Source organism: Streptomyces sp. NPDC088923 (genome assembly GCF_044749745.1).
In the GTDB taxonomy this organism is placed as follows: domain Bacteria; phylum Actinomycetota; class Actinomycetes; order Streptomycetales; family Streptomycetaceae; genus Streptomyces.
The window spans coordinates 105,213-127,433 of record NZ_JBIVIO010000009.1 but is presented as its reverse complement, the minus strand read 5'-3'; the positions used below and the strand labels follow the sequence as shown (position 1 = coordinate 127,433).

General features: G+C 72.6%; 26 protein-coding genes. 14 read left to right on the top strand and 12 right to left on the bottom strand.

The genetic code is table 11. The features are described 5' to 3' along the window. Window positions 1–104: 104 nt before the first annotated feature. Window positions 105–1,064 carry a GlxA family transcriptional regulator gene (locus ACIP4O_RS27060; protein ID WP_401578364.1) on the bottom strand — a complete coding sequence of 320 codons (960 nt, stop codon included), beginning with the start codon at window positions 1,062–1,064 and terminating at the stop codon, window positions 105–107. Window positions 1,065–1,241: 177 nt separating this feature from the next. On the opposite strand from ACIP4O_RS27060, the gene ACIP4O_RS27055 reads away from it, so the two are divergent. Together ACIP4O_RS27055 and ACIP4O_RS27050 are read left to right on the top strand one after the other, a co-directional pair. After that, on the top strand, window positions 1,242–1,673 hold the full coding sequence (locus ACIP4O_RS27055) for a hypothetical protein (protein ID WP_401578362.1): 432 nt from the start codon (window positions 1,242–1,244) through the stop codon (window positions 1,671–1,673). A gap of 43 nt (window positions 1,674–1,716) precedes the next feature. Beyond that, complete coding sequence (locus ACIP4O_RS27050; RefSeq protein ID WP_401578360.1) at window positions 1,717–2,316, top strand: GNAT family N-acetyltransferase; 600 nt, start codon at window positions 1,717–1,719, stop codon at window positions 2,314–2,316. A 39-nt stretch (window positions 2,317–2,355) separates the two neighbouring features. Here ACIP4O_RS27050 and ACIP4O_RS27045 read toward each other — a convergent pair whose 3' ends face one another. From ACIP4O_RS27045 to ACIP4O_RS27035, 3 genes are all read right to left on the bottom strand, one after another. Continuing rightward, a complete protein-coding gene (locus ACIP4O_RS27045) occupies window positions 2,356–2,628 on the bottom strand; it encodes a hypothetical protein (protein WP_401578358.1) in 273 nt (90 codons plus the stop codon). 53 nt (window positions 2,629–2,681) lie between these two features. Further along, complete coding sequence (locus tag ACIP4O_RS27040; RefSeq protein ID WP_401578502.1) at window positions 2,682–3,701, bottom strand: NAD(P)/FAD-dependent oxidoreductase; 1,020 nt, start codon at window positions 3,699–3,701, stop codon at window positions 2,682–2,684. Between the two features lie 175 nt (window positions 3,702–3,876). Next, the gene (locus ACIP4O_RS27035; protein WP_401578356.1) at window positions 3,877–4,644 is read right to left on the bottom strand and encodes an NPP1 family protein; all 768 of its coding nucleotides are present in this window, start codon (window positions 4,642–4,644) and stop codon (window positions 3,877–3,879) included. 253 nt (window positions 4,645–4,897) lie between these two features. Here ACIP4O_RS27035 and ACIP4O_RS27030 point away from each other — a divergent pair, with 253 nt between their 5' ends. Together ACIP4O_RS27030 and ACIP4O_RS27025 are read left to right on the top strand one after the other, a co-directional pair. Continuing rightward, on the top strand, window positions 4,898–5,140 hold the full coding sequence (locus ACIP4O_RS27030; RefSeq protein WP_401578354.1) for a hypothetical protein: 243 nt from the start codon (window positions 4,898–4,900) through the stop codon (window positions 5,138–5,140). 27 nt (window positions 5,141–5,167) lie between these two features. Further along, entirely contained in the window at window positions 5,168–6,304 is a 1,137-nt protein-coding gene (locus ACIP4O_RS27025; protein ID WP_401578352.1) for an SPFH domain-containing protein, read from the top strand. A gap of 160 nt (window positions 6,305–6,464) precedes the next feature. On the opposite strand, the gene ACIP4O_RS27020 is transcribed toward ACIP4O_RS27025, so the two are convergent. Next, on the bottom strand, window positions 6,465–7,043 hold the full coding sequence (locus ACIP4O_RS27020; RefSeq protein WP_401578350.1) for a TetR/AcrR family transcriptional regulator: 579 nt from the start codon (window positions 7,041–7,043) through the stop codon (window positions 6,465–6,467). Window positions 7,044–7,118: 75 nt separating this feature from the next. Between ACIP4O_RS27020 and ACIP4O_RS27015 the strand changes: the two genes are divergently transcribed. Next, the gene (locus tag ACIP4O_RS27015; RefSeq protein WP_401578348.1) at window positions 7,119–8,036 is read left to right on the top strand and encodes a class I SAM-dependent methyltransferase; all 918 of its coding nucleotides are present in this window, start codon (window positions 7,119–7,121) and stop codon (window positions 8,034–8,036) included. 72 nt (window positions 8,037–8,108) lie between these two features. Here the strand turns inward: ACIP4O_RS27015 and ACIP4O_RS27010 are convergent, their stop codons facing one another. Continuing rightward, window positions 8,109–8,984, bottom strand: coding sequence for a hypothetical protein (locus ACIP4O_RS27010; RefSeq protein ID WP_401578346.1), 876 nt, complete (start codon window positions 8,982–8,984; stop codon window positions 8,109–8,111). Between the two features lie 34 nt (window positions 8,985–9,018). Next, window positions 9,019–9,168, bottom strand: a complete 150-nt coding sequence (locus ACIP4O_RS27005; RefSeq protein WP_401578345.1) for a hypothetical protein — start codon at window positions 9,166–9,168, stop codon at window positions 9,019–9,021. A 45-nt stretch (window positions 9,169–9,213) separates the two neighbouring features. Here ACIP4O_RS27005 and ACIP4O_RS27000 point away from each other — a divergent pair, with 45 nt between their 5' ends. The 6 genes from ACIP4O_RS27000 to ACIP4O_RS26975 all read left to right on the top strand — a co-directional run bounded on the left by ACIP4O_RS27000 (window position 9,214) and on the right by ACIP4O_RS26975 (window position 15,548). Then, a complete protein-coding gene (locus ACIP4O_RS27000; protein ID WP_401578343.1) occupies window positions 9,214–9,927 on the top strand; it encodes a GntR family transcriptional regulator in 714 nt (237 codons plus the stop codon). A gap of 124 nt (window positions 9,928–10,051) precedes the next feature. Then, window positions 10,052–10,942 carry an alpha/beta hydrolase gene (locus ACIP4O_RS26995; protein WP_401578341.1) on the top strand — a complete coding sequence of 297 codons (891 nt, stop codon included), beginning with the start codon at window positions 10,052–10,054 and terminating at the stop codon, window positions 10,940–10,942. Window positions 10,943–11,361: 419 nt separating this feature from the next. Next, the gene (locus ACIP4O_RS26990; RefSeq protein ID WP_401578339.1) at window positions 11,362–13,827 is read left to right on the top strand and encodes a glycoside hydrolase domain-containing protein; all 2,466 of its coding nucleotides are present in this window, start codon (window positions 11,362–11,364) and stop codon (window positions 13,825–13,827) included. Window positions 13,828–13,876: 49 nt separating this feature from the next. Beyond that, on the top strand, window positions 13,877–14,317 hold the full coding sequence (locus ACIP4O_RS26985) for a hypothetical protein (protein ID WP_401578337.1): 441 nt from the start codon (window positions 13,877–13,879) through the stop codon (window positions 14,315–14,317). Then, window positions 14,314–14,985: a hypothetical protein gene (locus ACIP4O_RS26980; RefSeq protein ID WP_401578335.1), complete on the top strand. Its 672-nt coding sequence runs from the start codon at window positions 14,314–14,316 to the stop codon at window positions 14,983–14,985. Before ACIP4O_RS26985 ends, ACIP4O_RS26980 begins: the two co-directional genes overlap by 4 nt. 29 nt (window positions 14,986–15,014) lie before the next feature. Next, window positions 15,015–15,548, top strand: a complete 534-nt coding sequence (locus tag ACIP4O_RS26975; protein WP_401578333.1) for a hypothetical protein — start codon at window positions 15,015–15,017, stop codon at window positions 15,546–15,548. Window positions 15,549–15,623: 75 nt separating this feature from the next. Here ACIP4O_RS26975 and ACIP4O_RS26970 read toward each other — a convergent pair whose 3' ends face one another. The 3 genes from ACIP4O_RS26970 to ACIP4O_RS26960 form a co-directional block, all read right to left on the bottom strand. Then, window positions 15,624–15,935, bottom strand: a complete 312-nt coding sequence (locus tag ACIP4O_RS26970) for a DUF397 domain-containing protein (RefSeq protein WP_401578331.1) — start codon at window positions 15,933–15,935, stop codon at window positions 15,624–15,626. 85 nt (window positions 15,936–16,020) lie between these two features. After that, window positions 16,021–16,143 carry a DUF397 domain-containing protein gene (locus ACIP4O_RS26965; RefSeq protein ID WP_361329686.1) on the bottom strand — a complete coding sequence of 41 codons (123 nt, stop codon included), beginning with the start codon at window positions 16,141–16,143 and terminating at the stop codon, window positions 16,021–16,023. After that, window positions 16,106–17,065 carry a helix-turn-helix transcriptional regulator gene (locus tag ACIP4O_RS26960; protein WP_401578329.1) on the bottom strand — a complete coding sequence of 320 codons (960 nt, stop codon included), beginning with the start codon at window positions 17,063–17,065 and terminating at the stop codon, window positions 16,106–16,108. The genes ACIP4O_RS26965 and ACIP4O_RS26960 overlap by 38 nt, the downstream gene beginning before the upstream one ends. A gap of 159 nt (window positions 17,066–17,224) precedes the next feature. Between ACIP4O_RS26960 and ACIP4O_RS26955 the strand changes: the two genes are divergently transcribed. Next, on the top strand, window positions 17,225–17,866 hold the full coding sequence (locus ACIP4O_RS26955) for a hypothetical protein (protein ID WP_164291366.1): 642 nt from the start codon (window positions 17,225–17,227) through the stop codon (window positions 17,864–17,866). A gap of 209 nt (window positions 17,867–18,075) precedes the next feature. On the opposite strand, the gene ACIP4O_RS26950 is transcribed toward ACIP4O_RS26955, so the two are convergent. Further along, a complete protein-coding gene (locus tag ACIP4O_RS26950; protein ID WP_401578327.1) occupies window positions 18,076–19,209 on the bottom strand; it encodes a MerR family transcriptional regulator in 1,134 nt (377 codons plus the stop codon). 165 nt (window positions 19,210–19,374) lie between these two features. Here ACIP4O_RS26950 and ACIP4O_RS26945 point away from each other — a divergent pair, with 165 nt between their 5' ends. Then, window positions 19,375–20,148: a glycosyltransferase family 2 protein gene (locus ACIP4O_RS26945; RefSeq protein WP_401578325.1), complete on the top strand. Its 774-nt coding sequence runs from the start codon at window positions 19,375–19,377 to the stop codon at window positions 20,146–20,148. A 51-nt stretch (window positions 20,149–20,199) separates the two neighbouring features. On the opposite strand, the gene ACIP4O_RS26940 is transcribed toward ACIP4O_RS26945, so the two are convergent. Then, a complete protein-coding gene (locus tag ACIP4O_RS26940) occupies window positions 20,200–21,345 on the bottom strand; it encodes an FAD-dependent oxidoreductase (RefSeq protein ID WP_401578323.1) in 1,146 nt (381 codons plus the stop codon). Window positions 21,346–21,576: 231 nt separating this feature from the next. Here ACIP4O_RS26940 and ACIP4O_RS26935 point away from each other — a divergent pair, with 231 nt between their 5' ends. Beyond that, a complete protein-coding gene (locus tag ACIP4O_RS26935; RefSeq protein ID WP_401578321.1) occupies window positions 21,577–22,188 on the top strand; it encodes a TetR/AcrR family transcriptional regulator in 612 nt (203 codons plus the stop codon). Window positions 22,189–22,221 lie beyond the last annotated feature (33 nt).

Genomic DNA, 22,221 nt, shown 5'->3' with positions numbered 1-22,221 from the left:
GCGAGGTGAGTGCGTGCTCACTCACCTCGCGGGTCCCCCACCCGCGCGAGCCGCCTCGCGAGCGAGCCCCCGCCCTCGCCCTCGCCCCCTCACGCCGCCGCGCCTCACGCCGCCGCGCCTCCCCCGAACGCCCGCCGGTAGTGCTGCGGGCTGACCCCTGTCGTCCGCTTGAACCGCTCGCGGAACGCCCCGGCGGAGCCGAAGCCGACCTGTCTCGCGATCCGCTCCACCGAGTACGCGGTCGTCTCCAGCAGGTGCTGGCCCCTACGCACCCGCGCCCGGTGCAGCCAGCGCAACGGCGTCGTTCCCGTCTGCTCCTTGAAGTGCCGGATCAGGGTGCGCGTGCTCGTCCCCGCCCGCCGCGCCATCCGCTCCACGGTGACCTCCTCGTCGAGGTGCGCTTCGAGCCACGTGAGCAAGGGCTCCAGCTCGGCGCCCCTCGGCGTCGCCGACAGCGGCGCCACAATGAACTGCGCCTGCCCGCCCTCCCGTTCGAGCGGCATGACGGAGAGCCGCGCCGCGTCGGCCGCGACGGCGGAGCCGTAGTCCCGCCGGACCAGGTGCAGGCAGAGGTCGAGCCCGGCGGCGGCTCCGGCCGAGGTCAGGAACTGCCCGTTGTCGACGTGGAGGACGTCGGGATCGACCTCGACGGCCGGGTACGTCTCGGCGAGCAGCGCCGCCGCGCTCCAGTGCGTCGTGGCGCGCAGCCCGTCGAGCAGCCCGGTCGCCGCGAGCGGGAAGGCGCCGGTGCAGATCGAGGCGATCCGCGTCCCGCGCGCGGCCACCGCGCGCAGCGCGTCCCGTACCGAGCCGGGCAGCGGGGCGAGCGGCGTCGCGGTCCCCGGCACGATGACGGTGTCGGCGGTACGGAGCGCTTCGAGGCCGTACGGGGCGCGCAGCGCGAAGGCCCCGGTGGCCACCTCCTCGCCGGGCGTCTCGGCGCACACCACGACCCGGTACCCGTCGCGGCCGTCCGGCAGCCGCGTCCGCCCGAAGGTCTCGATGGGGACCGAGAGGTCGAAGGGGATCACCTGGTCGAGGGCGAGGACGGCGACGATGTGCATGGCACGAACGTACTGCGGCGCGGGCGGTCAGTTCCCCTCGCCCACGTTTCGCGGCCGAGGATTCCCGCAGGTCAAAGCGGCAAAGGCCGCCTTTCGCGGCGTGTGGCGGAAAGTCGGCGCAGGCTGGCACTTTTGCCACTGGGGACGAGCGGTGTCCCCCCGTAGCGTCCACGTCCCGTGAAGACCTTTTTCCTCTCCCTGCACGTCGTCGCGGCGATCCTGGCGGTGGGCCCGGTGGCGGTCGCGGCGAGCATGTTCCCCGCGTACCACCGCCGCGAGGCGGCCTCCTCGGGCCCCGCGCTCCTGCACCGCGTCTGCCGCGTCTACGCCGCCGCGGCCCTCGCGGTACCGGTCCTCGGCTTCGCGACCGGCGCGACGATGGGGGTGCTCGGGGACCCGTGGGTGGGCGCGTCGATCGCGCTGACGGCGCTGGCGGCCGTCGTCCTCGTCCTGGCGATCCTGCCGGGCCAGGAACACGCGCTGACCGGCGAGGGCCCCGCGACAGGAGCCTGGGCGGCGCCGCGCCTCGGCATGCTGACCGGCGTCTTCAACCTGCTGTGGGTCGCGGTGACGGTCCTGATGATCGCGCGCCCGGGTTCGAGCGCCTGAAAGGCGGGTGCGGGGACCGCGCGTCGTGCGACACCATGCGCCCATGCCTCACCTCATGCCCCTGACCCTGCCCCCCGGCACCTTCTCCGGCCACCCGCAGCCGGTCCTCCCCCTCCCCGGGACGGAAGCGGTCCTCCGGCCGTGGGAGGAGGGGGACGCGGAGGCGGTACGGGAGGCGTACGACGATCCGGCGATCCAGTACTGGCACGCGCGCCGGGCCGCCTCGACGGCGGAGGCGGCGGAGTGGATCGCCGGGTGGCGGGACGCGTGGCGCGCGGAGACCAGGGCGGAGTGGGCGATCGCCACCGGCGGGACCCTGCTGGGCCGCTGCGCCCTCAACCGGATCGAAGCGCTCGACGGCGAGGGCGAGGTGGCGTACTGGACCACCCCTGCCGCGCGCGGCAAGGGCCTCGCCCCGCGCGCCGTACGCACCCTGACGGAGTGGGCTTTCGCGAGCGGCTTCGCCCGCCTCGTCCTCCAGCACTCCACCGGCAACACCGCCTCGTGCCGCGTCGCGACGAAGGCGGGCTACCCCCTCGAAGCCACCCGCGCCGCCGCGGCCCGCCACACGGACGGCTGGCACGACATGCACGCCCACGTCTTGCTCAACCCCGTCACGGAACGAGTGCGGCACCAGGCCTGACGCCCGAGAGGTCGGCCCAGGCCCAGGCAACCGCCCCGCTCACGCCCCGTACTCGCGCCCCTCGCCGCGCCGCCCTTCGCCGCGCCGTCCCCGTCCGACCGCACCCACCGCACGCACCACCGCCCAGCCGAACACCCCGAGCACCGCGCCCCCCAGGAGGCACAACGGCAGTTCCGCCAGTACCCAGGGATCGGCCGCGGCCTCGAAGCGCCGCACCCGTCCCTGTGCCCGCCACCACCACACCCCGGTTCCCAAGGCCGCGCCCACCACCGGCCCGAGGCAACCGAGCATCGCTTCCCCGCGCTGTCCCATGCCGGAACGGACGCGAGAGCATCCCTCCCCGGTTCACTCGCGCCCGGACGACCTCACCCCTCGCTCCCCCGCACCACCGCCGCGCTCACCCGCGCCTCCGACGCGGGCGAGAAGACCTCCCGGGCGCGGTGGGCCGCGACCGCCAGGTCCGTGTCGGCCTCCACCAGTTCCATGTTCAGCTGGGCCGCCGCCATGACTCCGGCCGCCGCCGAGGCTCCGACCTGGGCGGAGAGGTCCGTGGCGTTGCCCGCGATCCACAGGCCCGGGACCGTGGTGCGGCCGGTGGGCTCGGCCGGGATGTGGGTGCCCATGCCGGAGGGGTGCGGTACGGGGGTCAGGCCGAGGCCGGTGAGGAAGCCGGCGCGGGCCTCCATCCGGGTCGCGACCGCGAGCGCCTGGCGCGGGACGAACGTGCCGTCCGCCATCCGCACGCCGCTGAGCCGCCCCTCCGCGTCGCTCTCGACGCCCGCCACCTCGCCCGGCACGACGCGGATGCCGCGCGCGGCGATCCACTCGTCCTCGGGCACCGGCTGGCGGTCGGGGAAGTACACGAGGTCGTCGGTCCACTGCCGGAACAGCTTCACCTGGTGCAGCGACATGGGCCCGGTGCCGAGCACGCCGATCGCCCGCTCGCGCACCTCCCAGCCGTGGCAGTACGGGCAGTGCACGACGTCCCCGCCCCAGTGCTCCCGCAGCCCCGGCACCTGCGGCAGCCCGTCGACGAGCCCGCTCGCGACGAGCACCGCGCGCGCCCGTACGGTCGTCCCGTCCGCGTTCGCCACCACGAACCCCTCGCGGTCCCGCGTCACGTCGAGCACTTCGCCCGCGACGACCTCGCCCCCGTATCCGCGCACCTCGGCGCGCCCGCGCCGCAGCAGTTCGGTGGGCTTGATGCCCTCCAGGCCGAGCACGCCGTGCGCCCCTTCGGCGGGCGCGTTGCGCGGCTCGCCCGCGTCCACGACGAGCACGGAGCGCCGCGCCCGTGCCAGCGTGAGCGCTCCGCCGAGGCCGGCGGGCCCGCCGCCCACGACCACGACGTCGTACCGCTCTCGTATCTCGGTCATCACGACCACCACCTCTCGTTCCGGTGCCGCCACCGTGCGGCAACCCCGGCGCGAGAGGCAACCACGTTTGCCGCTCCGGCAAAGCTGCGTCGCCCGCGTCATCCACGAGAGCGCGGGCGACCAGCCTGCCGTCCGGGAGGCGGCGGGGGGGGCGCCGGGTGGACCGGCCCCCCGCCCGTCCCCCCTACGCGTACGGGTCGAAGGCGATCCCCGCCGGTTTCGCCTTCTCCAGGTGGCTGCCGAAGGTGTCGTCGCGGATGCCGAGCGTGGCGGAGCCGAAGTCGGCGGAGGTCAACTTCTCGCGGATGCCGGGCGGGTAGCCGTCCCAGCCGACGACCGGCGGACGCTGCCAGGTGCCCTTGTGGTTCTCGGGGGGCTCGTCGCCGCCGTTGTTCTTGGCGGAGCGGAAGCAGTGCGTGCTGATGCCGTCCTTGTGGTAGACGACCTTGGCGTGATTCCCCTCGAAGGGCAGGGAGTTGGCAGCGTGGACGACGAACCCGCCGTGCTGCGAGGTGGACACGTACTCGACGCGGCCCGCGCGCACCCACACCACGTTGTGCTCCCAGTCGTGCCGGTGCCCCGCGCTGCCGCCGCCGAGCGCGGCCTGGTCCTTCTCGAAGTACGAGGCGTAGACGATGGCGCACCAGTCGTGGTCGCACTTCGTCCGGGAGTAGACGTTGACGTTGTCGAGGTCGGAGGCGTCCCTGCACTGCCCGTTGACGTCCCCGCCGATCTTCAGCCCGCCGTTGAGCGTGCCGTCCGGGCCGATCGCGGTGCTCGCGTAGCACCCGTCCTTGTCGTAGTCGTAGTCCGGTTCGTACGTCTTCTCCATGGCGCTCGCGTTCTCGGGCAGGGCACCGGGCGGACCGGCGAGGGCGGTCCCCGCGGTGGCGAGGACGGTGACGGCGCTGAGCGCGGCGAGGGTGGCGAGGCGTCTCGCGAGGTGGGGCACGGGGGACTCCCTTGGGGGTGGAAGTGGCGCGTCTGCAAAGGGAGTTACCCATCCGGACAAGGCGTTACGACCACCGCGCGGGTACGAGCACGTGACGGCTGTCCGTCCGAACGGGGCAGGCGGGCACGTCCCGTACCGCCCGCGAAATCATGGTCCGTTCATGGGCCATCCATGACGCGATCGGGATGGATACCGCGCGCCGGGCGCCTTACCCTGCACGCGTTCGTATCGGAACGGTCCGGGGGACGGTTCGTTGGCGTCGGATGACGCGGTGCTCGGGTGTACGGGGGAGGTCGTCGTGGCCACCCGGGGTTCCGTGGGGCCCGGGGAGGTGCTCGTGGAGGTGCGTGGCGGGCGGGAGTTGTTCCTCGCCTGGTCCGAGGCGCCGATCGCGCGCGGCACCCGCGTGCTCGTCGTCGGCTCGCGCGGTACGCGACAGATCGATGTGGTGCCCTGGGACGATCCGCTCGACGGGCTCCTCGGCCCGCTCACCTGAACCATTCAACTCGGGGGGAATCACCGTATGTTCGGCTACCGCGTACCCGCGCCCGATCAGGCAATGCTCATCTCGGGCGGCAAGCGCGGCCTGGGCGGCGCGCCCTTCCGGGTCGTGACCGGGCACGGAAAGCTCGTGCTGCCCATCATCCGCAAGTCCCGCTTCCTCTCGCTCGCGATGGCCGAGTCCGAGGTCGTCGAGAAGTGCGTGACGCGCCAGGGCATCGCCCTCACCGTGCGCGCGGTCATCGCCTTCAAGGTCGGCAACGACGTCGAGTCGATCGTCAACGCCGGTCAGCGCTTCCTCTCCGACCAGGACCAGATGTCCATCCTCACGGGCCGGATCTTCGCCGGTCACCTGCGCAGCATCATCGGTTCGATGACCGTCGAGGAGATCGTCACCGAGCGCCAGAAGCTCGCGACCGAGGTGCTCGACACCTCGAAGGCGGAGATGGCCTCGATCGGCCTGCACGTCGACTCGCTCCAGATCCAGTCCATCGACGACGGCGACACCGGGTACATCGAGGCGATGTCCGCGCCGCACAAGGCGAACATCCAGCGCGCCGCGCAGATCGCGCAGGCCCAGGCCACGCAGGCGGCGTCCGAGGCGCAGCAGGAGGCGACCCGCAAGCAGGCCGAGTACGCGCGCGAGACCGCGATCGTGCAGGCCAAGTACAACGCGGAGGTCGATCAGGCCCGGGCGGCGGCCGAGCAGGCCGGGCCGCTCGCGCTCGCCCACGCGCAACAGGAGGTGCTCGCCGCGCAGACGGAACTGGCCCAGCGGCAGGCGAAGTTGCGTGAGGAGCAGCTCGTCGCCGAGGTGGTCAAGCCCGCGCAGGCCGAGGCCGAGCGGATCAGGCTCGTCGCGCAGGCCGAGGCGGAGCGGATGCGCGTCCAGGCCGAGGCGGCGGCGTCGAACGACCGCGTCGCCCTGGACCGGATGCTCATCGACCAGCTCCCGATGATCGTGAAGGAGGCGGCGGGCGGCCTCTCGGGCGCCAACGTCAACGTCCTCAACGGCGCGGACGGCCTCGGCGAGATCGCCGCAGGGCTGGTGAGCCAGGGCCTGACCATCCTGGACTCGGTACGCGGCAACCTCGCCACCACCGAGGACCGCCCCGAGGCGGGCCCGTCCCGCCCCGGTGCGGCGATCGACATCAGCTGACGGGAGAGGGTAGGGGGCGGGGCCGCAGCGCCGAACACCACACCCGGCCGCCCCCGGCCCCCGGCCTACCGGCCCCGCGCGTCCGCAGCTCCCCGGCATCCGGCCCCCCGGTCCCCCGGCCCGCACCGTACGCCCCGCCCGCCGACGCGCGGTCCCCCGCTCACCCCACCACCCCCGCCACGAACCTCCCTACCGTCGCCTCGGTCGGTGGGTCCGCGTCGCGGTCTGCGAAGAGGAGGTGGCCGCCGCCGACGAGCGACAGGGTCAGCGCGTCGATGTCGGTATCGGCCGGGAGGCGGCCACGGGCGCGTTCGGCGGTCAGGTAGGCCGAGATCGCGGTGGTGGCCTGCGCGAGGATCGCGATGCCGCCCCGGGGGTCGGACTCCCGCAGCCGGGCGCGGAGGGCGTCGCGGAAGGTGATGAGCGGGATGATCGCCACGGGCACCGGGCCGAAGAGGCTGAGCAGCGCCCGGGTGAGATTGCCCGCCACCGTCCCCGTCCCCACGGATGCGCCCAGCGCCCGCGTCTCCTCTTCGAGGGCCGCCGCCCGGTCGCGCACGAGCGCGGCGAGGAAGGCGTCGAAGTCGGGGAAGTAGCGGTGCAGGACGCCCTTGGCGCAGCCCGCCTCGTCGGTCACGGCCCGGCTCGTCAGCGCGTTCGGGCCGTCTCGCAGCAGTACGCGTTCGGCGGCGTCGAACAACTGCCCTCGTGCGTCTCGCAGATGCACCCCGGTCGGCACGCCCCGCCCCTCTCCTCGTCCCCGCGCTCCCCCCGCCCCCTAGGCAAGTGGGCGGACGCCCACTAATGTGGGCGCATGCCCACTCTACCGCGCGACCCGGCGGACGGCCCCCGCCCCGCAGCCGCCCAAGCCCCCCACCAGGCCCGGAGCGTCGCCGAGTCCTTCGGCACGGACGCGCACCGCTACGACCGGGCCCGCCCCGCCTACCCCGCCGCCCTCCTCACCCGCCTCACCGCAACCGACCCCACCGCCGCACCCCCGGCACCCCCCGCACCCCCCGGACCCCCCGCACCCGCGCCCTCCCCCACCCCCCTCTCCGTCCTCGACATCGGCACCGGCACCGGCATCGCCGCCCGCCAGTTCCAGGCGGCCGGCTGCTCCGTCCTCGGCGTCGAGCCCGATGCCCGTATGGCCGGTCTCGCCCGCTCGCGCGGCCTGCCGGTGGAGATCGCGACGTTCGAGACCTGGGAGCCGGTGGGCAGGACCTTCGACCTGGTGGTCGCCGCCCAGTCCTGGCACTGGGTCGACCCGGTCGCGGGGGCGGAGAAGGTGGCGGAACTGCTGCGTCCCGGCGGACGGTTCGCGATCTTCGGGCACGTCTACGAGCCACCGGCCGCGCTCGCCGAACCGCTCGCCGCCGCGCTGCGCCGCGTGGCCCCCGGCTCCCCGCTGAGCGGGCAGCCCGCCCGCCGCCCGCTCAGCCTCTACGAGGCGGGATACGAGAAGTACGCCGCCACCCTCCGCGCGACCGGTCACTTCGCGGCCCCAGAACAGTGGCGCTTCGACTGGGAACAGTCCTGCACGCGCGAGGAATGGCTCGACCTCCTGCCCACCACGGGCGGCCTCACCCGCCTCGCCCCCGCTCAGCTCTCCGAGGTCCTGCGCGAGGTCGGCACCGCGATCGACGGCCTCGGCGGCCGGTTCACGATGCCGTGGACGACACTGGCCACCACGGCGATCCGCACGTCCGCCGGTGGACACCCGACGCCATGAACTCCGGGCCGACGCCGGTGGGGCTCGCTCCTCTCACCCAGCGGCCCGCAACCACCCATCTCCTGAAGCCCCTCACCCCGCCCGCCCCACCCCCGCCGCCCCGAACGCCTCCGTGATCGGCGTGATGAGCGAGGCGAGGCGGCGGGCGCCCGCGTCTCCGATCGGCTGCCACAGCGCGGCGCAGTGCGCGTCCGTCTCCACTTCCATACGCTCGCGTGCCGCGCCGCCGAGTTCGGTGATCGCGCCGTGCGCGTCGAGCCAGCCGCGCGCGGCGAGGCGTGCCGTCGCCGCGCGCCACTCCTCGTCGTCCCACTGGCGGGTGGCGCGCGCGAGGGCCGTCGGGAGGCCGCCGCTCGCGGTGTGCAGGACGAGGCAGTCGCACGGCCCGAGGCCGTTGTCGGCGAGTACGACGAGATGGGCGTCCCCGCGCCACTCGCGTACCACCGTGATCTGCTGCCAGAGCGCGACGAGCGGGTCGGCAGGAAGCGGGACGGACGCGTTCGCGGCGGCCAGCACCTTGCCCGCGTGGTCGGCAGCGGCGACGACCGGGTCGATCAGCGCGCGCGCCTCGGCCAGGTGGTCGTCCGGGAGACGTACGCCGACGCGCCGCATCGCCCGTGCGGCGGCCCGGAAGCGGGCGGCCTGCCACCGCTCGGGCGGCGCCGCCTCCCACACGCCCGCCATGGCCCGTACGGCCCGGGGGCTGAAGTTGTAGAACGCCGCGAGCGTGATCTGCCACGGAACCGCGCCCATGGCGGCGGACCGGAAGGCCAGATACGCCGCCCCCCGGTCGGTCACACCGAGCCCGGCCGCCTCCTCGGCGCTCTCGGGGGCGAGGTAGATGAACAGGTGGGCGGCGCTGACCGCGCGGCTGACGTCCCGTACGGCGTCGAGGTCGATCGGGCTTTCGTGGGTGCGGGAGGAGTCGGGAAGAGCGTCGAGGTGCATGGTGCTGGTGTCTCCGGGGATTCGGGTGGTGCTGTCAGGCGGGTGTGTCAGCTGCGACGAAGGCGCCCGCAAGCGGCTCGGTGAACACGCCCGCAAGCGGCTCGGTGAAGGCGCCCGCAAGCGGCTCGACGAAGGCGTCCTCATCGGCTGTCGAAGGCACCCATCGGCGCAGTGAATCGACCATAACACCGATAATCGATTATCAACCTCATCGTCTAGAGTGGCCCGCATGCCTCCGACGCCGCCGCCTTCGTCCCCGCCGGGGAAGCAGACATCCCCGCCCGGAAAGCAGATGCTCTCCGAGCGGGTCTACGCCCACCTGCGGGACGCGATCATGCGCGGGGAGCACGCCCCCGGCGCTTCCCTCAAGCCACAGGATCTGGCCAAGGAGCAGGGCGTGAGCCTGGCCGTGGTGCGCGAGGCTCTGGTGCGGGTGGTCGGCGAGGGGCTCGCGGACCGGCTGCCCAACCGCGGTTTCGCGGTCCCGTCCTTCTCCGACCACCGCTGGCAGGAGATCGCGGAAGCCCGCCGGTCCGTCGAACCCGTCATCCTGCGCATGTCCATCGAGCGCGGCGACCTGGACTGGGAGGCGCGGGTACGGGCCGCCCACCACCGCCTGGTGCGTACCCCGGCGTACGCGCCCGAGGAGAGCGAGTACTACACCGCCGCGTGGGCCGAGGCGCACCGGGCCTTCCACCGCAGCCTGCTGGAGGGGTGCGGCAACCAGGCCCTGCTGGAGACCTTCGACCGCTTGTGGACCGCGAGCGAGCTGGCCCGCCGCTGGTCGGCCCACCGCAACCCGGACCGGGACGGCCCCAGGGAACACCGCGAGCTGGAGGAGGCGGTACTGGCCCGCGACGCCGACACCGCGACGGCGGTCCTGGTCCGGCACCTCACCATGACCGCGGCCGTCCTGACCGACGATCCGAGCCGAACGACCTGACCCCGGGCCCCACTTGCGACGACTCCCCGCCCGGAGCCGGAACGAAGCGCCACCACGCCCCTCCCCACCCCCAACCTCCCCAACCCGGATGCCCCCACCCCCTCCCCCCTGAAAAGCTGTCCCCATGAGCGCCACCACCCGCCCCGTCACCCTCGCCCACGACACCTTCGGCGATCCCGCCGACCCGGCCGTCCTCCTCGTCGCCGGTTTCGGTGCGCAGATGATCTCCTGGCACGAGGACTTCTGCCGCGAACTGGCCGCTCAGGGCCGGTACGTGATCCGGTACGACAACCGGGACTGCGGGCGCTCGACGAAGTTCGACGCGTACCCGGTGGAGCTCGGCGCGTTCGTCGCGGCGGTCAACGCGCGCGACATCGAGGCGGCGAAGGCGATGGTGCCGTACCGGCTCGGCGACATGGCCGGGGACGGGATGCGGCTGCTCACGGCGCTCGGCATCGAGCGGGCGCACGTCGTCGGCGCCTCGATGGGCGGCATGATCGCGCAGACGATGGCGATCGAGCACCCGGACCGCGTGCTGAGCCTCACTTCGATGATGTCTTCGACGGGTGAGCCGGGTTACGGGGACTCGACACCGCGGGCTCAGGCCGCGCTCTTCGCGCCGAGGCCGGCCGACCGCGAGGGCTACATCGCCTCGGCGGACCGGGAACTGGTGTGGGCCTCACGGCGGTACGGGGACCTCGCGGCGCTGCGCGAACTGGCGGCCCGCTCCTACGACCGGGGGCACTGCCCGGCCGGTACGGCACGGCAGCTCGGCGCGATGATCCTCAGCGGCGACCGCGCGGCGGGCCTGCGCGCCCTCACCGTCCGCACCCTGGTGATCCACGGTCTCGACGACACGCTGATCGACCCCAGCGGCGGCCGCCGCACCGCCCGGCTCGTCCCCGGCGCCCGCCTCCTCCTCGTCCCCGACATGGGCCACGACCGCCCCCGCGAACTCTGGCCGACCCTGATCACGGCCCTGGCCCGCCACACCTCCCCGCGCCCCCCGTCGTGACCCGCACCCCCCGTCGTGACCCGCACCCCCCGTTTGTGACCCGACTCACACTCACCCTCCGTCAGGTCACACCTCCCGCCCCCGTGGCCGAAAACAACAGACCGCAACACCCCCGAGCCCCCCACCTGCAAGCCTTCCGCCACCCCACCGCCCGCCACCTGACCGGTTTTCGGTCTGTCGCCCACCGGTCGTAGGCCGTCGAAGCCGGGAAAAACCCGGGAATCCGCATATAGACCGAGACCTCGGATCTCCACGCCACACTCCGTGATCCCTCATCCCGGGGTCACGGTTCCTCCTCTTCTCAACCCCGCCCCGCATGGGCTTGAGTGAGCGCGGTCGCCGGCCGGGTACCACCCTGCGCACGGCACCCTCACGCCCCACCACCAGGCGTGAGCTCCACATACCCCGGGGGGACTTCCGTGGCGGACGAGAAGGTGCTCGACGCCCAGAAATGGGTCAACGCGACATACGGCGGCGTGGCCGGCTACCAGCCGTGTCCGGAGGACGGCAAGACCGGCTGGTCCACCATGTACGCCCTGATCATGGGCCTTCAGCACGAACTGGGCATCTCCCCGGTGGTCGCGAGTTTCGGCCCCACCACGATGGCCAAGGTGCAGGCGCTCGGCGAGATCGGCTTCGGCTGGAGCGGCAACGAGAACATCGTGCGGATCATCCAGCACGGCCTGTTCTGCAAGGGCTACTGGGGCGCGAACGGGTTCGGGGAGTTCGGCGCGGTCACGACGGAGGCGGTGAAATCCCTCCGCGTCAACATGGGCCTCCCGGACGGCGGCACCGGCACGGAGGGCGGCACCGTCACGCCGCAGATCCTCAAGTGCATCCTGAACATGGACGCCTACGTCGTCGTCGCCGGGGGCACGGAGAAGATCCGGGCCATCCAGCAGTGGCTCAACGGCCGTTACTGGCAGCGGGACGCCTACTCCATCGGCCCGTGCGACGGCATCTACTCGCGGGACGTGCAGAAGTCGCTCGTCATCGCGATCCAGTACGAACTGGGGCTCAGCCCCAACGGCAACTTCGGCCCCGGCACCCAGGCGGGCCTGCGCACGCACACCGTGCGCCAGGGCGACTCGGGCATCTTCGTGCAGCTCTTCACCGCCGCCTGCGTCTTCAACGAGCCGGTGATCCTGCACGGTCAGGACGACTCCGAGGTGCGGACCACCTTCAAGGACTCCTTCGACGCGAAGACGGCCGAATTCGTCGGGATCTTCCAGGAGTTCTCGCAGCTCTACGGGAAGAACGACGCGAACTACGGCGTCGGCGAGTACGACACCTGGTCGCAGCTCCTGGTCTCGATGGGCAACGCGGACCGCGCGGCGACCGGTTCGGACACGCGGTTCGAGATCACCGCCTCGCGCGCCCGCTGGCTCCACGACAACGATTTCCGGCTGGTGGGCCGCTACCTCTACGACCCGCCGGGCTCGACGCTCGACAAGGAGATCAAGCCGGGCGAACTGCAGCGCATCTTCGACGCGGGGCTGCGGGTCTTCCCGATCTACCAGGACAACGCCCGCCAGCTCTCCGACTTCACCTACACGCACGGCTTCCAGCACGCGCTGAACGCCCATGATCTCGCGACCGGTTACGGGTTCAACCGGGGCACGACGATCTACTTCGCGGTCGACTACGACGCCCAGCAGTGGGAGATCGACGGCACCCCCGACGGCGGCGTCGTCCCGTACTTCAACGGCGTCGTCGCCGGGCTCGCGAGCCGCGGGAAGAAGTACTTCCACGGCGTCTACGGCTCCCGCAACGTGTGTACCAACGTGACGGAGAAGACCGGCGCGCGGTACTCCTTCGTCTCCGGTATGTCCTGGGGCTTCTCCGGGAACCTCGGCTATCCGCTGCCGTCCAACTGGGCGATCAACCAGATCAAGGAGTTCGCCGTCACCAACGGCTCGGACACCTTCGACCTGGACCGGGACGTCTGGCGCAGCGGCGGCGAGCCGGGCGTGGGCTCGGTGAACGACACGGGCGGTCCGGCGGACACGTACATCGCCTACGTGCAGCGCCTCTACGACCTCGCCACCGCCTACAAGTCGTCCTCGGGCTCCGGCACCAACGCGAGCCAGCTCGTGATGGAGTACATCCGGCACGAGAAGTACCGCGGGGTCAAGTGGTGGTACCTGGCCGACAGTTACGACGGGGACTTCGTGGCGTACTGCGAGGACCGCGGCGTGAAGGTCGAGGACACCTTCACCGACACCGTGACCGGCTACCAGCTCGACGCCGCGCACCTCATGGCCACCGCCAACGGCTTCCTGACGAACGCCGACCCCTCGGACAAGGGCGAGTCCACCGGCGGCGACATAGCCGGGTGGGGCGGCGACATCATGACCTTCTGGGCGGACTGGCGGAACGCCGTGGACGAGTACGCCTCGCCCACGACCTTCTGCGAGGCGAAGCTCGCCATCCCAGGCACCGTCTCCAGCTTCGGCTACACGGACATGGTCGAGGACGTCGACGGCTACCTGCTCGCGAAGCACGTCGCGGACGGCGGCACCATCACGCAGTGGATGACGGAGCACTACGTCGACGGGGGCGGACTCAACCGCTTCCGCGACCACTTCGAGCGCCGTTGGGTCAACGCGACCAACGCGCGGGCCTGTTGCTGGGACATCCTGGCGGGCCCCACCGACACCAAGGTCAATCTGGCCCGGCTCGCGCTCATCACCGGCGCCGGCGCCGCCCTGCCCGCCGACTACGTCCTGCTGCCCGGCAACACGGAGAAGCTCGCGCTGTTCTGCCAGGGCTTCTCCGACCGCCAACTCGCCCTGATCGGCCTGGAGAACAGTCTCGCCGCGAAGTACAAGGCGAACCTGAACACCTTCCGCAAGGCCGCCGCGCGACGGGCTGCGGCACGGTAGCGGCGGGGTAGCGGCAGCCCGGCAGTCACCGAGAGCCCAGAATCGTCCGATGGCCGTCCTCCTCCTCCCGCTCCTCCTCCTGCTCGCCGCCCTGTGGTTCTGGGCACTCCCCCTCCTCTCCGGTACGTGGCGCTCACGGCCCGGCTGGTTCGTCTGGACCGCGCTGCTGCTCCTGCTCTGCGCCGTCCCGGTCTACCTGGCCGGTTCCCTCGCGGGTGCCTCGCTCGACCCGGAGGAGGCGTGCCACCGGGCGGGTCAGGAGTACGACCGCGCCTACCGCAGGGCGCACTTCACCGAATACACCCGCTGGTTCCCGCTCCACGACAAGTGCCACGCGGGCTACGACCTCGTCCCCGCCTGGGTCAACCCGGTCCTCGTCGCGCTCCCCGTGCTGGCGCTCCTCGCGCTGGCCTGGGCCGCGCGGCTGACCCTCGCCCGGCGCCGATCCCGGAAGCAGGGGACTCTCATGCACGAGAAGGGCACCTCATGAACGAGCTGAGCAGACGCCGCGTACTCGGCGTCGCCGGAGCGGCGGCCGGAACCGCGCTCCTCGGCCTGACCCCCTCGGTGGCCGCCGCCGCGCCCCGCACCGAGGCGGCGGCGGGGGAGTCCCGCTGGCGCGGCTCCACCTCCGCGAACGGCTGGAAGATCCTCGCGAAGGCCGAGGAGCACACCATCGAGGGCAGCGGGCGCACGGTCCGGCTCGCGGACGGCGAGGCCGCGACACTGCTCCTCCACGTCGCCCGCCGCTTCCACTACGAGATCGACGCCCTGCGCACCGGGGACGTCACCGGCCACCGCACGGACCGCGCGGTCCGGCAGCCGTACGAGTCGAACCACCTCTCCGGCACGGCGCTCGCGATCCGTCCGCACGCGTACCCGCAGGGGGTGCGGGGCGGCCTGTACGCGCACGAGCTGCTCGTGGTCCGGGACATCCTCGCCGAGCTGGACGGCGCCGTGGCCTGGGGCGGGGACTTCGACGTCCCGCAGGAGTCCCACTTCGAGGTCGCGCTCGCCCCGGACCACCCGAAGGTCCGGGGCGTGGCCCGCAAGCTCACCACCTGGCGGGACACCCCCGGCCGGGGCGCGGGCACGGTCGACGTCTTCACCCCGGCGCGCCGCGAGGCCGCCCGCAAGTTCACCCAGCGCGCGCACTGACCGAACGAACCCACCCGAAGGAGTTCCCCATGAGAGCCGCCACTCGTCTGGGCGGCGTCGCCGCCGCCCTCCTCGCCCTCACGCTCGCCGTCCCGGCCGCCTCGGCCGCCGAGACCCCGACCGCCACCGTCTCGATCCAGGGCGTCGCGGTCGACACGCAGGCCTCGGCCGAGACCAAGCGGATCATCGCCGCCGACGCGGGCGTCGCGGCTGCGGCGGCGAACGTCTGCGGCGCGGGCTACACGACCTCGGTGAGCGCCGCCCGCTACGGCACGTACGGCACGACGTACACGTGGACCAACGGCAAGACGACGGGCAGCAGTTACTACGACCGCCCGATCTGCGCCGTCTTCTTCAACGACACGGGGACGGCGCACTCCATGCGCCTCAAGCTCTCCGACAACTACACCGCGACCCCGGACGTCGAGGACTCCGGCACGTTCAGCCAGTACGCGGGCCCGCTGTACCAGAACAAGGGCTACTGCGGTCAGACGTACTCGTACATGAAGATCGGCAGCACGGTCGTCGTGGACAACTACATGGGGATCGGCGCCTGCGACTGATCCCCGGGGCGGGGCGGCGGCGGTCCCCCGTCGGCGCCCCGCTTCCCGCCCGAAGGAGGGACCCCACGCCGGGCGTCACGTTGACGACACGGCCGTCAGGAACGCGGTGAAGGCGGCGGGGCTGAGGTGGAGGACCGGGGTCGCGGGCTCGGTGGCGCGTTTGCTGTCGCGGATGAGGAGGTGGGGCGAGGCGGGGACGGTGCCGATCTCGACGCAGTCGCCGCCGTCGTTGCCGCTGTGGGACGACTTCTGCCAGTGGGCGCCGATCTCCACGCAGTTGCCGCCGTCGTTCTCGCTGTAGCTCGACTTCCGCCAGTCGAAGCCGACTTCGACGCAGTTCCCGCCGTCGTCGCCGCTGTAGCTGCTCCGCTTCCAGGTCATCGCCACGCCTGAACTCCCCTCGGACACGAAGAAGGCCACCTCGGCGCGGATCTACCCGCCTTGAAGTGGCCTTCAAACAACGCCCATCCGCTTACGCGGACTTGACGACGCCCTCAAGGAACGCCGAAAACTGCGCAGCGCCCACGGTCACGATGGGGCCGTCCACGACCTTGCTGTCACGAACGGGGACGAGGCCGGGGAACCCGGACGCGATTTCGATGCAGTTGCCGCCGTCGTTCCCGCTGTAGCTGCTCTTGACCCATGTGAGCGAGCTGAGGTTCTGCTTGGGCATCCCGGTCGTACCTTTCGATCGCGTCCCCGACGAGGGCTGCGGAGTCCGAAACCGACAGGCAGTCGGCTCGCAGCACATCATAGGTCTGCTGATGCCTCGCGACGGCTTTCGGATCACCGATGAAATGGCCGCTGTCGAGCGACTCGGAGTAGACCCAACGCTCGCCATCCGGCAACGTCAGCAAGGTCATTGACGTCTTCGGCGGAACCAGATGCGGCGACGCGGCCGGGACGACGTGAAGGTGCACGTGCATCCGGCTGGCCTCGTTCAGCAGGTGCTCGCATTGAGCGCGCATGATCGCCGGGCTGCCCATGACGTTCCGGAGACAGCTTTCGTCCAGTATCACGACGAGCGTGGGCCCATCGCTCTTCTGGAACCGCACCTGACGGCTGAGCCTGGCCCGCACTCGTTCCTCGGCGACCTCGTCCACTTCGACCTGCCCGAACAACGCGAGGGCGTAGTCGTAGGTCTGGAGCAGGCCGGGAATCGTCTGCGTCTGGTACTCGTAGACCGCCGTCGCCTCCGCGTCCATCCTCGCCCTGCGCTCGAACCAGTCCGGGTGCTCGACCTGCGGATACCAGTCCGTCTCCTTCCACAGCTCGACCAGCACCCCGCCCGCCCCGAGAAACGCGTCCGCGTCCTCCGCGTGCTTCAAGTCCGGGACGCGGTCGCCCGATTCGAACTTGGACACGAGTGAGCGTTCCACGCTCAGCGCTCGTGCCAGGTCGGCCTGTGTCACACCGGCCTGTGTCCGGAAGTGGGCCGCCATGCGGCCCCAGACCGCCGGTCCCGAGCGCCCCGTACCGGCTCCTTCGCCGTTCCTGAGCCGCTTCACCTTTGCCATGCGGGCCCTTTCTCGCTGCCCTGATGATCAGTGACGCCGCGCCGATGTCACGTGTCACCCATTGCACCGCTACCTACCCCACAGAGACGCTGTACTCACCCTCAGTAGCTGAGGAAATTCTCTTATCCGGATGTACCACCGCACAAGGGATTCACGGTAATGACGGCAACACCCGAAACGCCCGCCCCGCCCGACGCGACGGAGTGCGCCTCCTCGCTCCATCTCGCGCTGCTGGCCCGGGGGTTCGACGTGCCCGTCAGTCTGGCGGAAGAGGACGGGCGGGAAGTCGTCTTCTGCGGACCGTTGCGGCCGGAGGTGGCGGCGTACCTGGCGCTGCTGCTGGAGCCGCCCGCTCCGGTGACGACGTTCGGTGAGCCGTGGGAGGAGGCGGAAAGGGCGGCGGGCCTGCTGCGGAGGGCGCTGTGGCTGGCGGGGGTGGAGACGGAGGTGACGCGTGCGGCCTCGCGGGCGGAGACGCCCGGAGTGCGGGTGGAGGCACTGGGGGCGCACGAGGCATTGCGGCTCGCGTCGGTGGTGAGCAGGGGCGCACAGGCGCGGCAGCGGGACGTGGCGGCGCAGCACGTGGGGGCACCGGAGCGCGGGGCGCTCGTGGTGGACGTGGTGCGGGGGCAAGTGGCGGAGTTCCAGGGGGCGATGGGCGGGAGGTGGTGGCTGCGGCCGGTGCGGGGCGGGTGCGAGTGGAGCGTGGCGCCCGGGGACGTACGGCCGGCGGACCCGGAGGAGAAGTTGCGGGGCGGGACGGCGCGGGCGAACGCGCGGAGCAAGGGGGACCGGCTGTGAGGACGGCGACGGTGGCGGTACGGGAGGCTGAAGTGTGCGGTAGGTGCGCGGAGTTGGCGGAGCGGGAGCGGAGGGCGGAGGCGGTGTTCGACTACAGCGCGGCGACGGACTGCCGCGTCCTGCTGGCGCGGCACCGCGCGGCGACGCACGGGACGCCGCTCCGGAGGGCGTAACCCTCCGGAGCCCCGCCCCGCCCTCCCTCCCTCCCGCTACGCGACGAGGAGGCGGAGGCCGAGTTCGGCGGACTGGAGCGTGGTGATCTCGGGGTTGCGGGCGGCCCAGCGGCCGGAGGCGAGGTCGTCGCGGAGAGCGGTCACGGCCCGTAGCTCGGCAGCCGGGCCGACACGGGTCCAGACCGAGACGGCGCGGCGGACGCGCGCGTCGAGGTACGCCTCGGGGCGGCGCCAGTGGGCCTCGAAGAAGCCGTCGGCGCAGTCCCAGGGGATGAGGACGGGTTCGACGCGGGCGCCGAGGGCACGGGCGAGGGCGTCGACCGGAGGGCGTCCGGTGACGAGCCCCGCGACCTCCGGAAGGTAGTCGCGGCTGAGCCAGAAGCGATGGCGCCAGGCGGCGTCGCTCGCGTCGTGCGTGAAGACGACGACGCGGCGGGCGACGCGCCGCAACTCGCGCAGCCCGGCGAGGGGATCACGCCAGTGGTGGACGGTGCTGAAGGCCATGGCGGCATCGAAACTGCGGTCGGGAAAGGGCAGTTGCTCGGCGGTGGCCGCGACGCACCGGGCCGCCCCCGCGGGCCGCAGGGCGCGCATCACGGCGGAGGGCTCGACGGCGGTGACCTCGCGGTCGGGCGGCTCGTACGACCCCGTACCGGCACCGACGTTGAGCACGGTGCGCGCGTCGCCGAGCGCGGCCCAGACCTGTTCGGCGATACGGGGTTCGGTGCGGCGCGCGTCGGCGACGTAGTCGGCACCGATCCGCTCGTACAACCGGGCTCCGGAGGCGGCGGTCTGCCCACGGTGCGTGCCGTGGAGCCGCGCCTCCAACTCCCCGTCGACGGCGCGCACCGCGGCGGCCGTCCGGTCCCGCCGCTCGCACAGCAACTCGCGCAGCCGCCGCAACCGCGCGACGGCGTCGGCGTCGGCGTCGGCGTCCGGGGCGTCGACCAGTTCCCCGATCTCCCGCAGCCCGAACCCGAGCCGCCGGTAGGCGAGCACGGAGCGCAGTCGCTCGATGTCGGCGGGCGCGTAGGCGCGATACCCCGCCCCGGTCCGCGCGGTGGGCCGTACGAGCCCGATGCCGTCGTAGTACCGCAGCGCCCGGACCGTCACGCCCGTCAGCTCCGCGACCCGTCCCACGCTGAGTAGTTGCCCGCTCGCTTCTGTCACGGAAACGAGAGTGGGGGGTGACGCGGGGGAAGGGTCAAGCGGACAGGAACGGGGCGGGGGGCCGGGCTCGCGAAGGGCGGGCGTCCGGAGTGCGGCGGGGGCACGTAGCCTTGGCCGGAGACGACTACGTCCATGACCATTCCGCTCTGAGTGAGGAGCACGGCCGTGCCCCTGGTTTCCGTGATCATGCCGGTACACAACGCGGCGGCCACGCTCGGGCCCGCCGTGCGGTCGGTGCTGGGGCAGACGCACGCCGATGTCGAGTTGCTGATCACCGACGACGCCTCCTCGGACGGCTCCATGGAGCTGCTGCGGGAGCTGGCCCGGCAGGACGAGCGGGTGCTGCCGGAGGCGGCGCCGCGGCAGGGGGGCGCGGCGAAGGCCCGCAACCTGGCGATCGCGCGGGCCAAGGGCGACTACGTGGCGTTCCTCGACAGCGACGACATGTGGCTGCCGACGAAGCTGGAGAAGCAGCTCGCCTTCGCGGCGACGGCCGGAACACCGCTCACGTTCACCTCGTACTACAAGATGGAGGCGGAGCACGCGGGCGAGGCCGCCGACTTCGAGCCCAACGGGCGCGTGGTGTGGGCGCCGGAGCACGTGGACTACCGCGACATGCTCGTCCAGGACCACATCGGCGCCCTGACCGCCATGTACGACCGCAACGCGCTCGGCACCCGCCTCATGCCGGACATGCCCAAGCGCCAGGACTACGGGCTGTGGCTCTCGATCATGCGCGACGGCCACGACGCCCGCGCCCTCCGCGAACCCCTGGCGGTCTACCGCGCCCACCAGGCCGGCTCCCTCTCCTCCAACAAGCTCGCCCTGATCCCCTTCAACTGGGCCCTGTACCGCGAACACGAACACCTCTCGGTCCCCCGGTCGGCCCGGGCGCTGGCGGGGGCGGCGTGGAACTCGGTCCGGAAGTCGCGGATCTGAGGGGGGGCGGCGCGCGCGGGCGGTCGCGCTCGGCGGTGGGCCTCATGTCCGTCAGTCGTGGTGCTGGTGGTGGGCGTCGAGTCCTTCGCCGGCTTCCAGGAGGCCCGCCGCCGCGCCTTCCACGTGGGCGGCGATCTCCTCGGAGCGGGGGCGCATCTGTGACTCGTAGCGCGTGATCGCCTCCGGCAGCGTCTCCGACTCGGCGATCGCCAGGGCCAGTTCGGCCGCGTCGAGCATGGCCAGGTTGACGCCCACTCCCAGCGGCGGCATCAGGTGGGCCGCGTCGCCGAGGAGGGTCGCGGTGGGCTGCGGGTCCCAGGAGTGCGGGACCGGGAGGGCGTGGATCGGGCGGTCCACGTACGGGCCGTCGTTCTCCGTGAGGACGCGGCGCAGGGCCGGGCTCCAGTCGGCGTACTCCTCCAGGAGCAGGGCGCGGATGGCCTCCGTGTCGGCGCGGGTCAGGCCGCGTGCCGCGAGCCAGTCGGCCGGTACCCGGCGGATCAGGTAGACGCGGATGTGGTCGCCGCCGTTGCGCTGCGCGAACATCGCGCGCTCGCCGTCCGCCGCGTGCGCGCCGCCCTGCCCGACGAGCGCGGCGAGTTCCGGGTGGCGCGTCTCGACGTCGTCGAACCACGCCTCCAGGAACGTCACGCCGCTGTACGCGGGCAGCGCGCCCGAGAGCGCGCGGCGCACCTTCGACCAGGCGCCGTCCGCGCCGATCACGAGGTCCGCGCCGACCGTCGTGCCGTCCGCGAAGCGCAGCGTACGGGGGCCTTCGGCCGGGCCCTCGACGGCCGCGAGCGCGTGGCCCCAGCGGACCGTGCCGAGAGCGAGGGAGTCGAGGAGCAGGTCGCGCAGGACGCCCCGGTCGATCTCCGGCTTGAACAACTCATCGGGCTCGGGGACGTGCCGCCCCTTGAGCGCGGCGGTGCGCGCCTCGTAGACGCGCATCTCCTGGCCCTCGGGGCGCGCCTTCGCGAAGAACGCGTCCAGCAGGCCCGCCGCCTCCAGCGCGACCTGGCCGTTGTCGGCGTGGAGGTCGAGGGTGCCGCCCTGGTCACGGGCCTCGCGGCCCGCGTCGCGGTCGTACACCGTGACGGGGATGCCGTGGCGCTGGAGGACGCGGGCGCAGGTGAGGCCGCCGGGGCCGGCGCCGATGACGGCGATGCGGGGGGCGGTGGGGTCGGGTGTGGGCATGGGGGGCCTCCTTGAGGCGGGGTGGGTGTGGGTGTGGCGGGGCGGGGAGCTGCGCGTGCGCTCGGCACGGGACTGCGTGCGGCGAGCGGCACGGGACTGCGCGTGGCGCTGCCGCGGCTTCGTGCTCGACCCGGCCCGTGCCCCCCACCGTAGCCACTAAAAGTGGTACGCGCAAACTTTTGAGCCAGTACCACTAATTTTCCCGTACCACCCTGCGGGTAACCTGGAGGCATGACCGAGAACACCGCCCGTTCCACCCCTCCCGCGCCCGGCCGCCGCGAGCGGAAGAAGGCCGCGACGCGGCAGTCCATCGCCGATGCCGCGCTGCGCCTCTTCCTGGCGCGCGGGTACGAGCACGTGAGCGTCCGCGAGGTCGCCGAGGAGGCGGACGTCTCGCCGACGACCGTCTTCAAGCACTTCCCCGGCGGCAAGGAAGCGCTCGTCTTCGACCAGGAGGAGCACACGGACGCCTCACTCGCGGCGGCCGTGCGGGAGCGGGGCGAGGGCGAGGGCGTGGTGGACGCGCTGCACCGCTACGTACGCGGGACCTGGCTCCCGCACGCGGCCCACCCGCAGCACGCCGAGTTCCACGGACTCATCGACTCCACGCCCGCGTTGCGCGCCTACTCGGAGCGGATGTGGGTCCGGCACACGGACACGCTGAGCGCGGCGCTCGCGGCGGAGTTCGGCGTCCCGGCCGGAAACCTGGCGTGCGACGCGCTGGCACGCTTCGTCCTGGAGGTACCGGCCCTCGCACGCGGCCGGGCGGATCAAGGCGCGGCGGTGGACGCGCTGTTCGCAATGCTGCGGGAGGGATGGCGGGCGCCTGAGGGGGGCCGGTAGCGGGCCGCGCCGAGGCGAGCCGCACCGGGGGCG

Coding starts and splice junctions, on each gene's coding strand:
- ACIP4O_RS27060 (WP_401578364.1), bottom strand. CDS start 1,064: ATGCACATCGTCGCCGTCCTCGCCCTCGACCAGGTGATCCCCTTCGAC.
- ACIP4O_RS27050 (WP_401578360.1), top strand. CDS start 1,717: ATGCCTCACCTCATGCCCCTGACCCTGCCCCCCGGCACCTTCTCCGGC.
- ACIP4O_RS27045 (WP_401578358.1), bottom strand. CDS start 2,628: ATGGGACAGCGCGGGGAAGCGATGCTCGGTTGCCTCGGGCCGGTGGTG.
- ACIP4O_RS27025 (WP_401578352.1), top strand. CDS start 5,168: ATGTTCGGCTACCGCGTACCCGCGCCCGATCAGGCAATGCTCATCTCG.
- ACIP4O_RS27015 (WP_401578348.1), top strand. CDS start 7,119: ATGCCCACTCTACCGCGCGACCCGGCGGACGGCCCCCGCCCCGCAGCC.
- ACIP4O_RS27010 (WP_401578346.1), bottom strand. CDS start 8,984: ATGCACCTCGACGCTCTTCCCGACTCCTCCCGCACCCACGAAAGCCCG.
- ACIP4O_RS27005 (WP_401578345.1), bottom strand. CDS start 9,168: ATGGTCGATTCACTGCGCCGATGGGTGCCTTCGACAGCCGATGAGGAC.
- ACIP4O_RS27000 (WP_401578343.1), top strand. CDS start 9,214: ATGCCTCCGACGCCGCCGCCTTCGTCCCCGCCGGGGAAGCAGACATCC.
- ACIP4O_RS26995 (WP_401578341.1), top strand. CDS start 10,052: ATGAGCGCCACCACCCGCCCCGTCACCCTCGCCCACGACACCTTCGGC.
- ACIP4O_RS26985 (WP_401578337.1), top strand. CDS start 13,877: ATGGCCGTCCTCCTCCTCCCGCTCCTCCTCCTGCTCGCCGCCCTGTGG.
- ACIP4O_RS26980 (WP_401578335.1), top strand. CDS start 14,314: ATGAACGAGCTGAGCAGACGCCGCGTACTCGGCGTCGCCGGAGCGGCG.
- ACIP4O_RS26975 (WP_401578333.1), top strand. CDS start 15,015: ATGAGAGCCGCCACTCGTCTGGGCGGCGTCGCCGCCGCCCTCCTCGCC.
- ACIP4O_RS26960 (WP_401578329.1), bottom strand. CDS start 17,065: ATGGCAAAGGTGAAGCGGCTCAGGAACGGCGAAGGAGCCGGTACGGGG.
- ACIP4O_RS26955 (WP_164291366.1), top strand. CDS start 17,225: ATGACGGCAACACCCGAAACGCCCGCCCCGCCCGACGCGACGGAGTGC.
- ACIP4O_RS26940 (WP_401578323.1), bottom strand. CDS start 21,345: ATGCCCACACCCGACCCCACCGCCCCCCGCATCGCCGTCATCGGCGCC.
- ACIP4O_RS26935 (WP_401578321.1), top strand. CDS start 21,577: ATGACCGAGAACACCGCCCGTTCCACCCCTCCCGCGCCCGGCCGCCGC.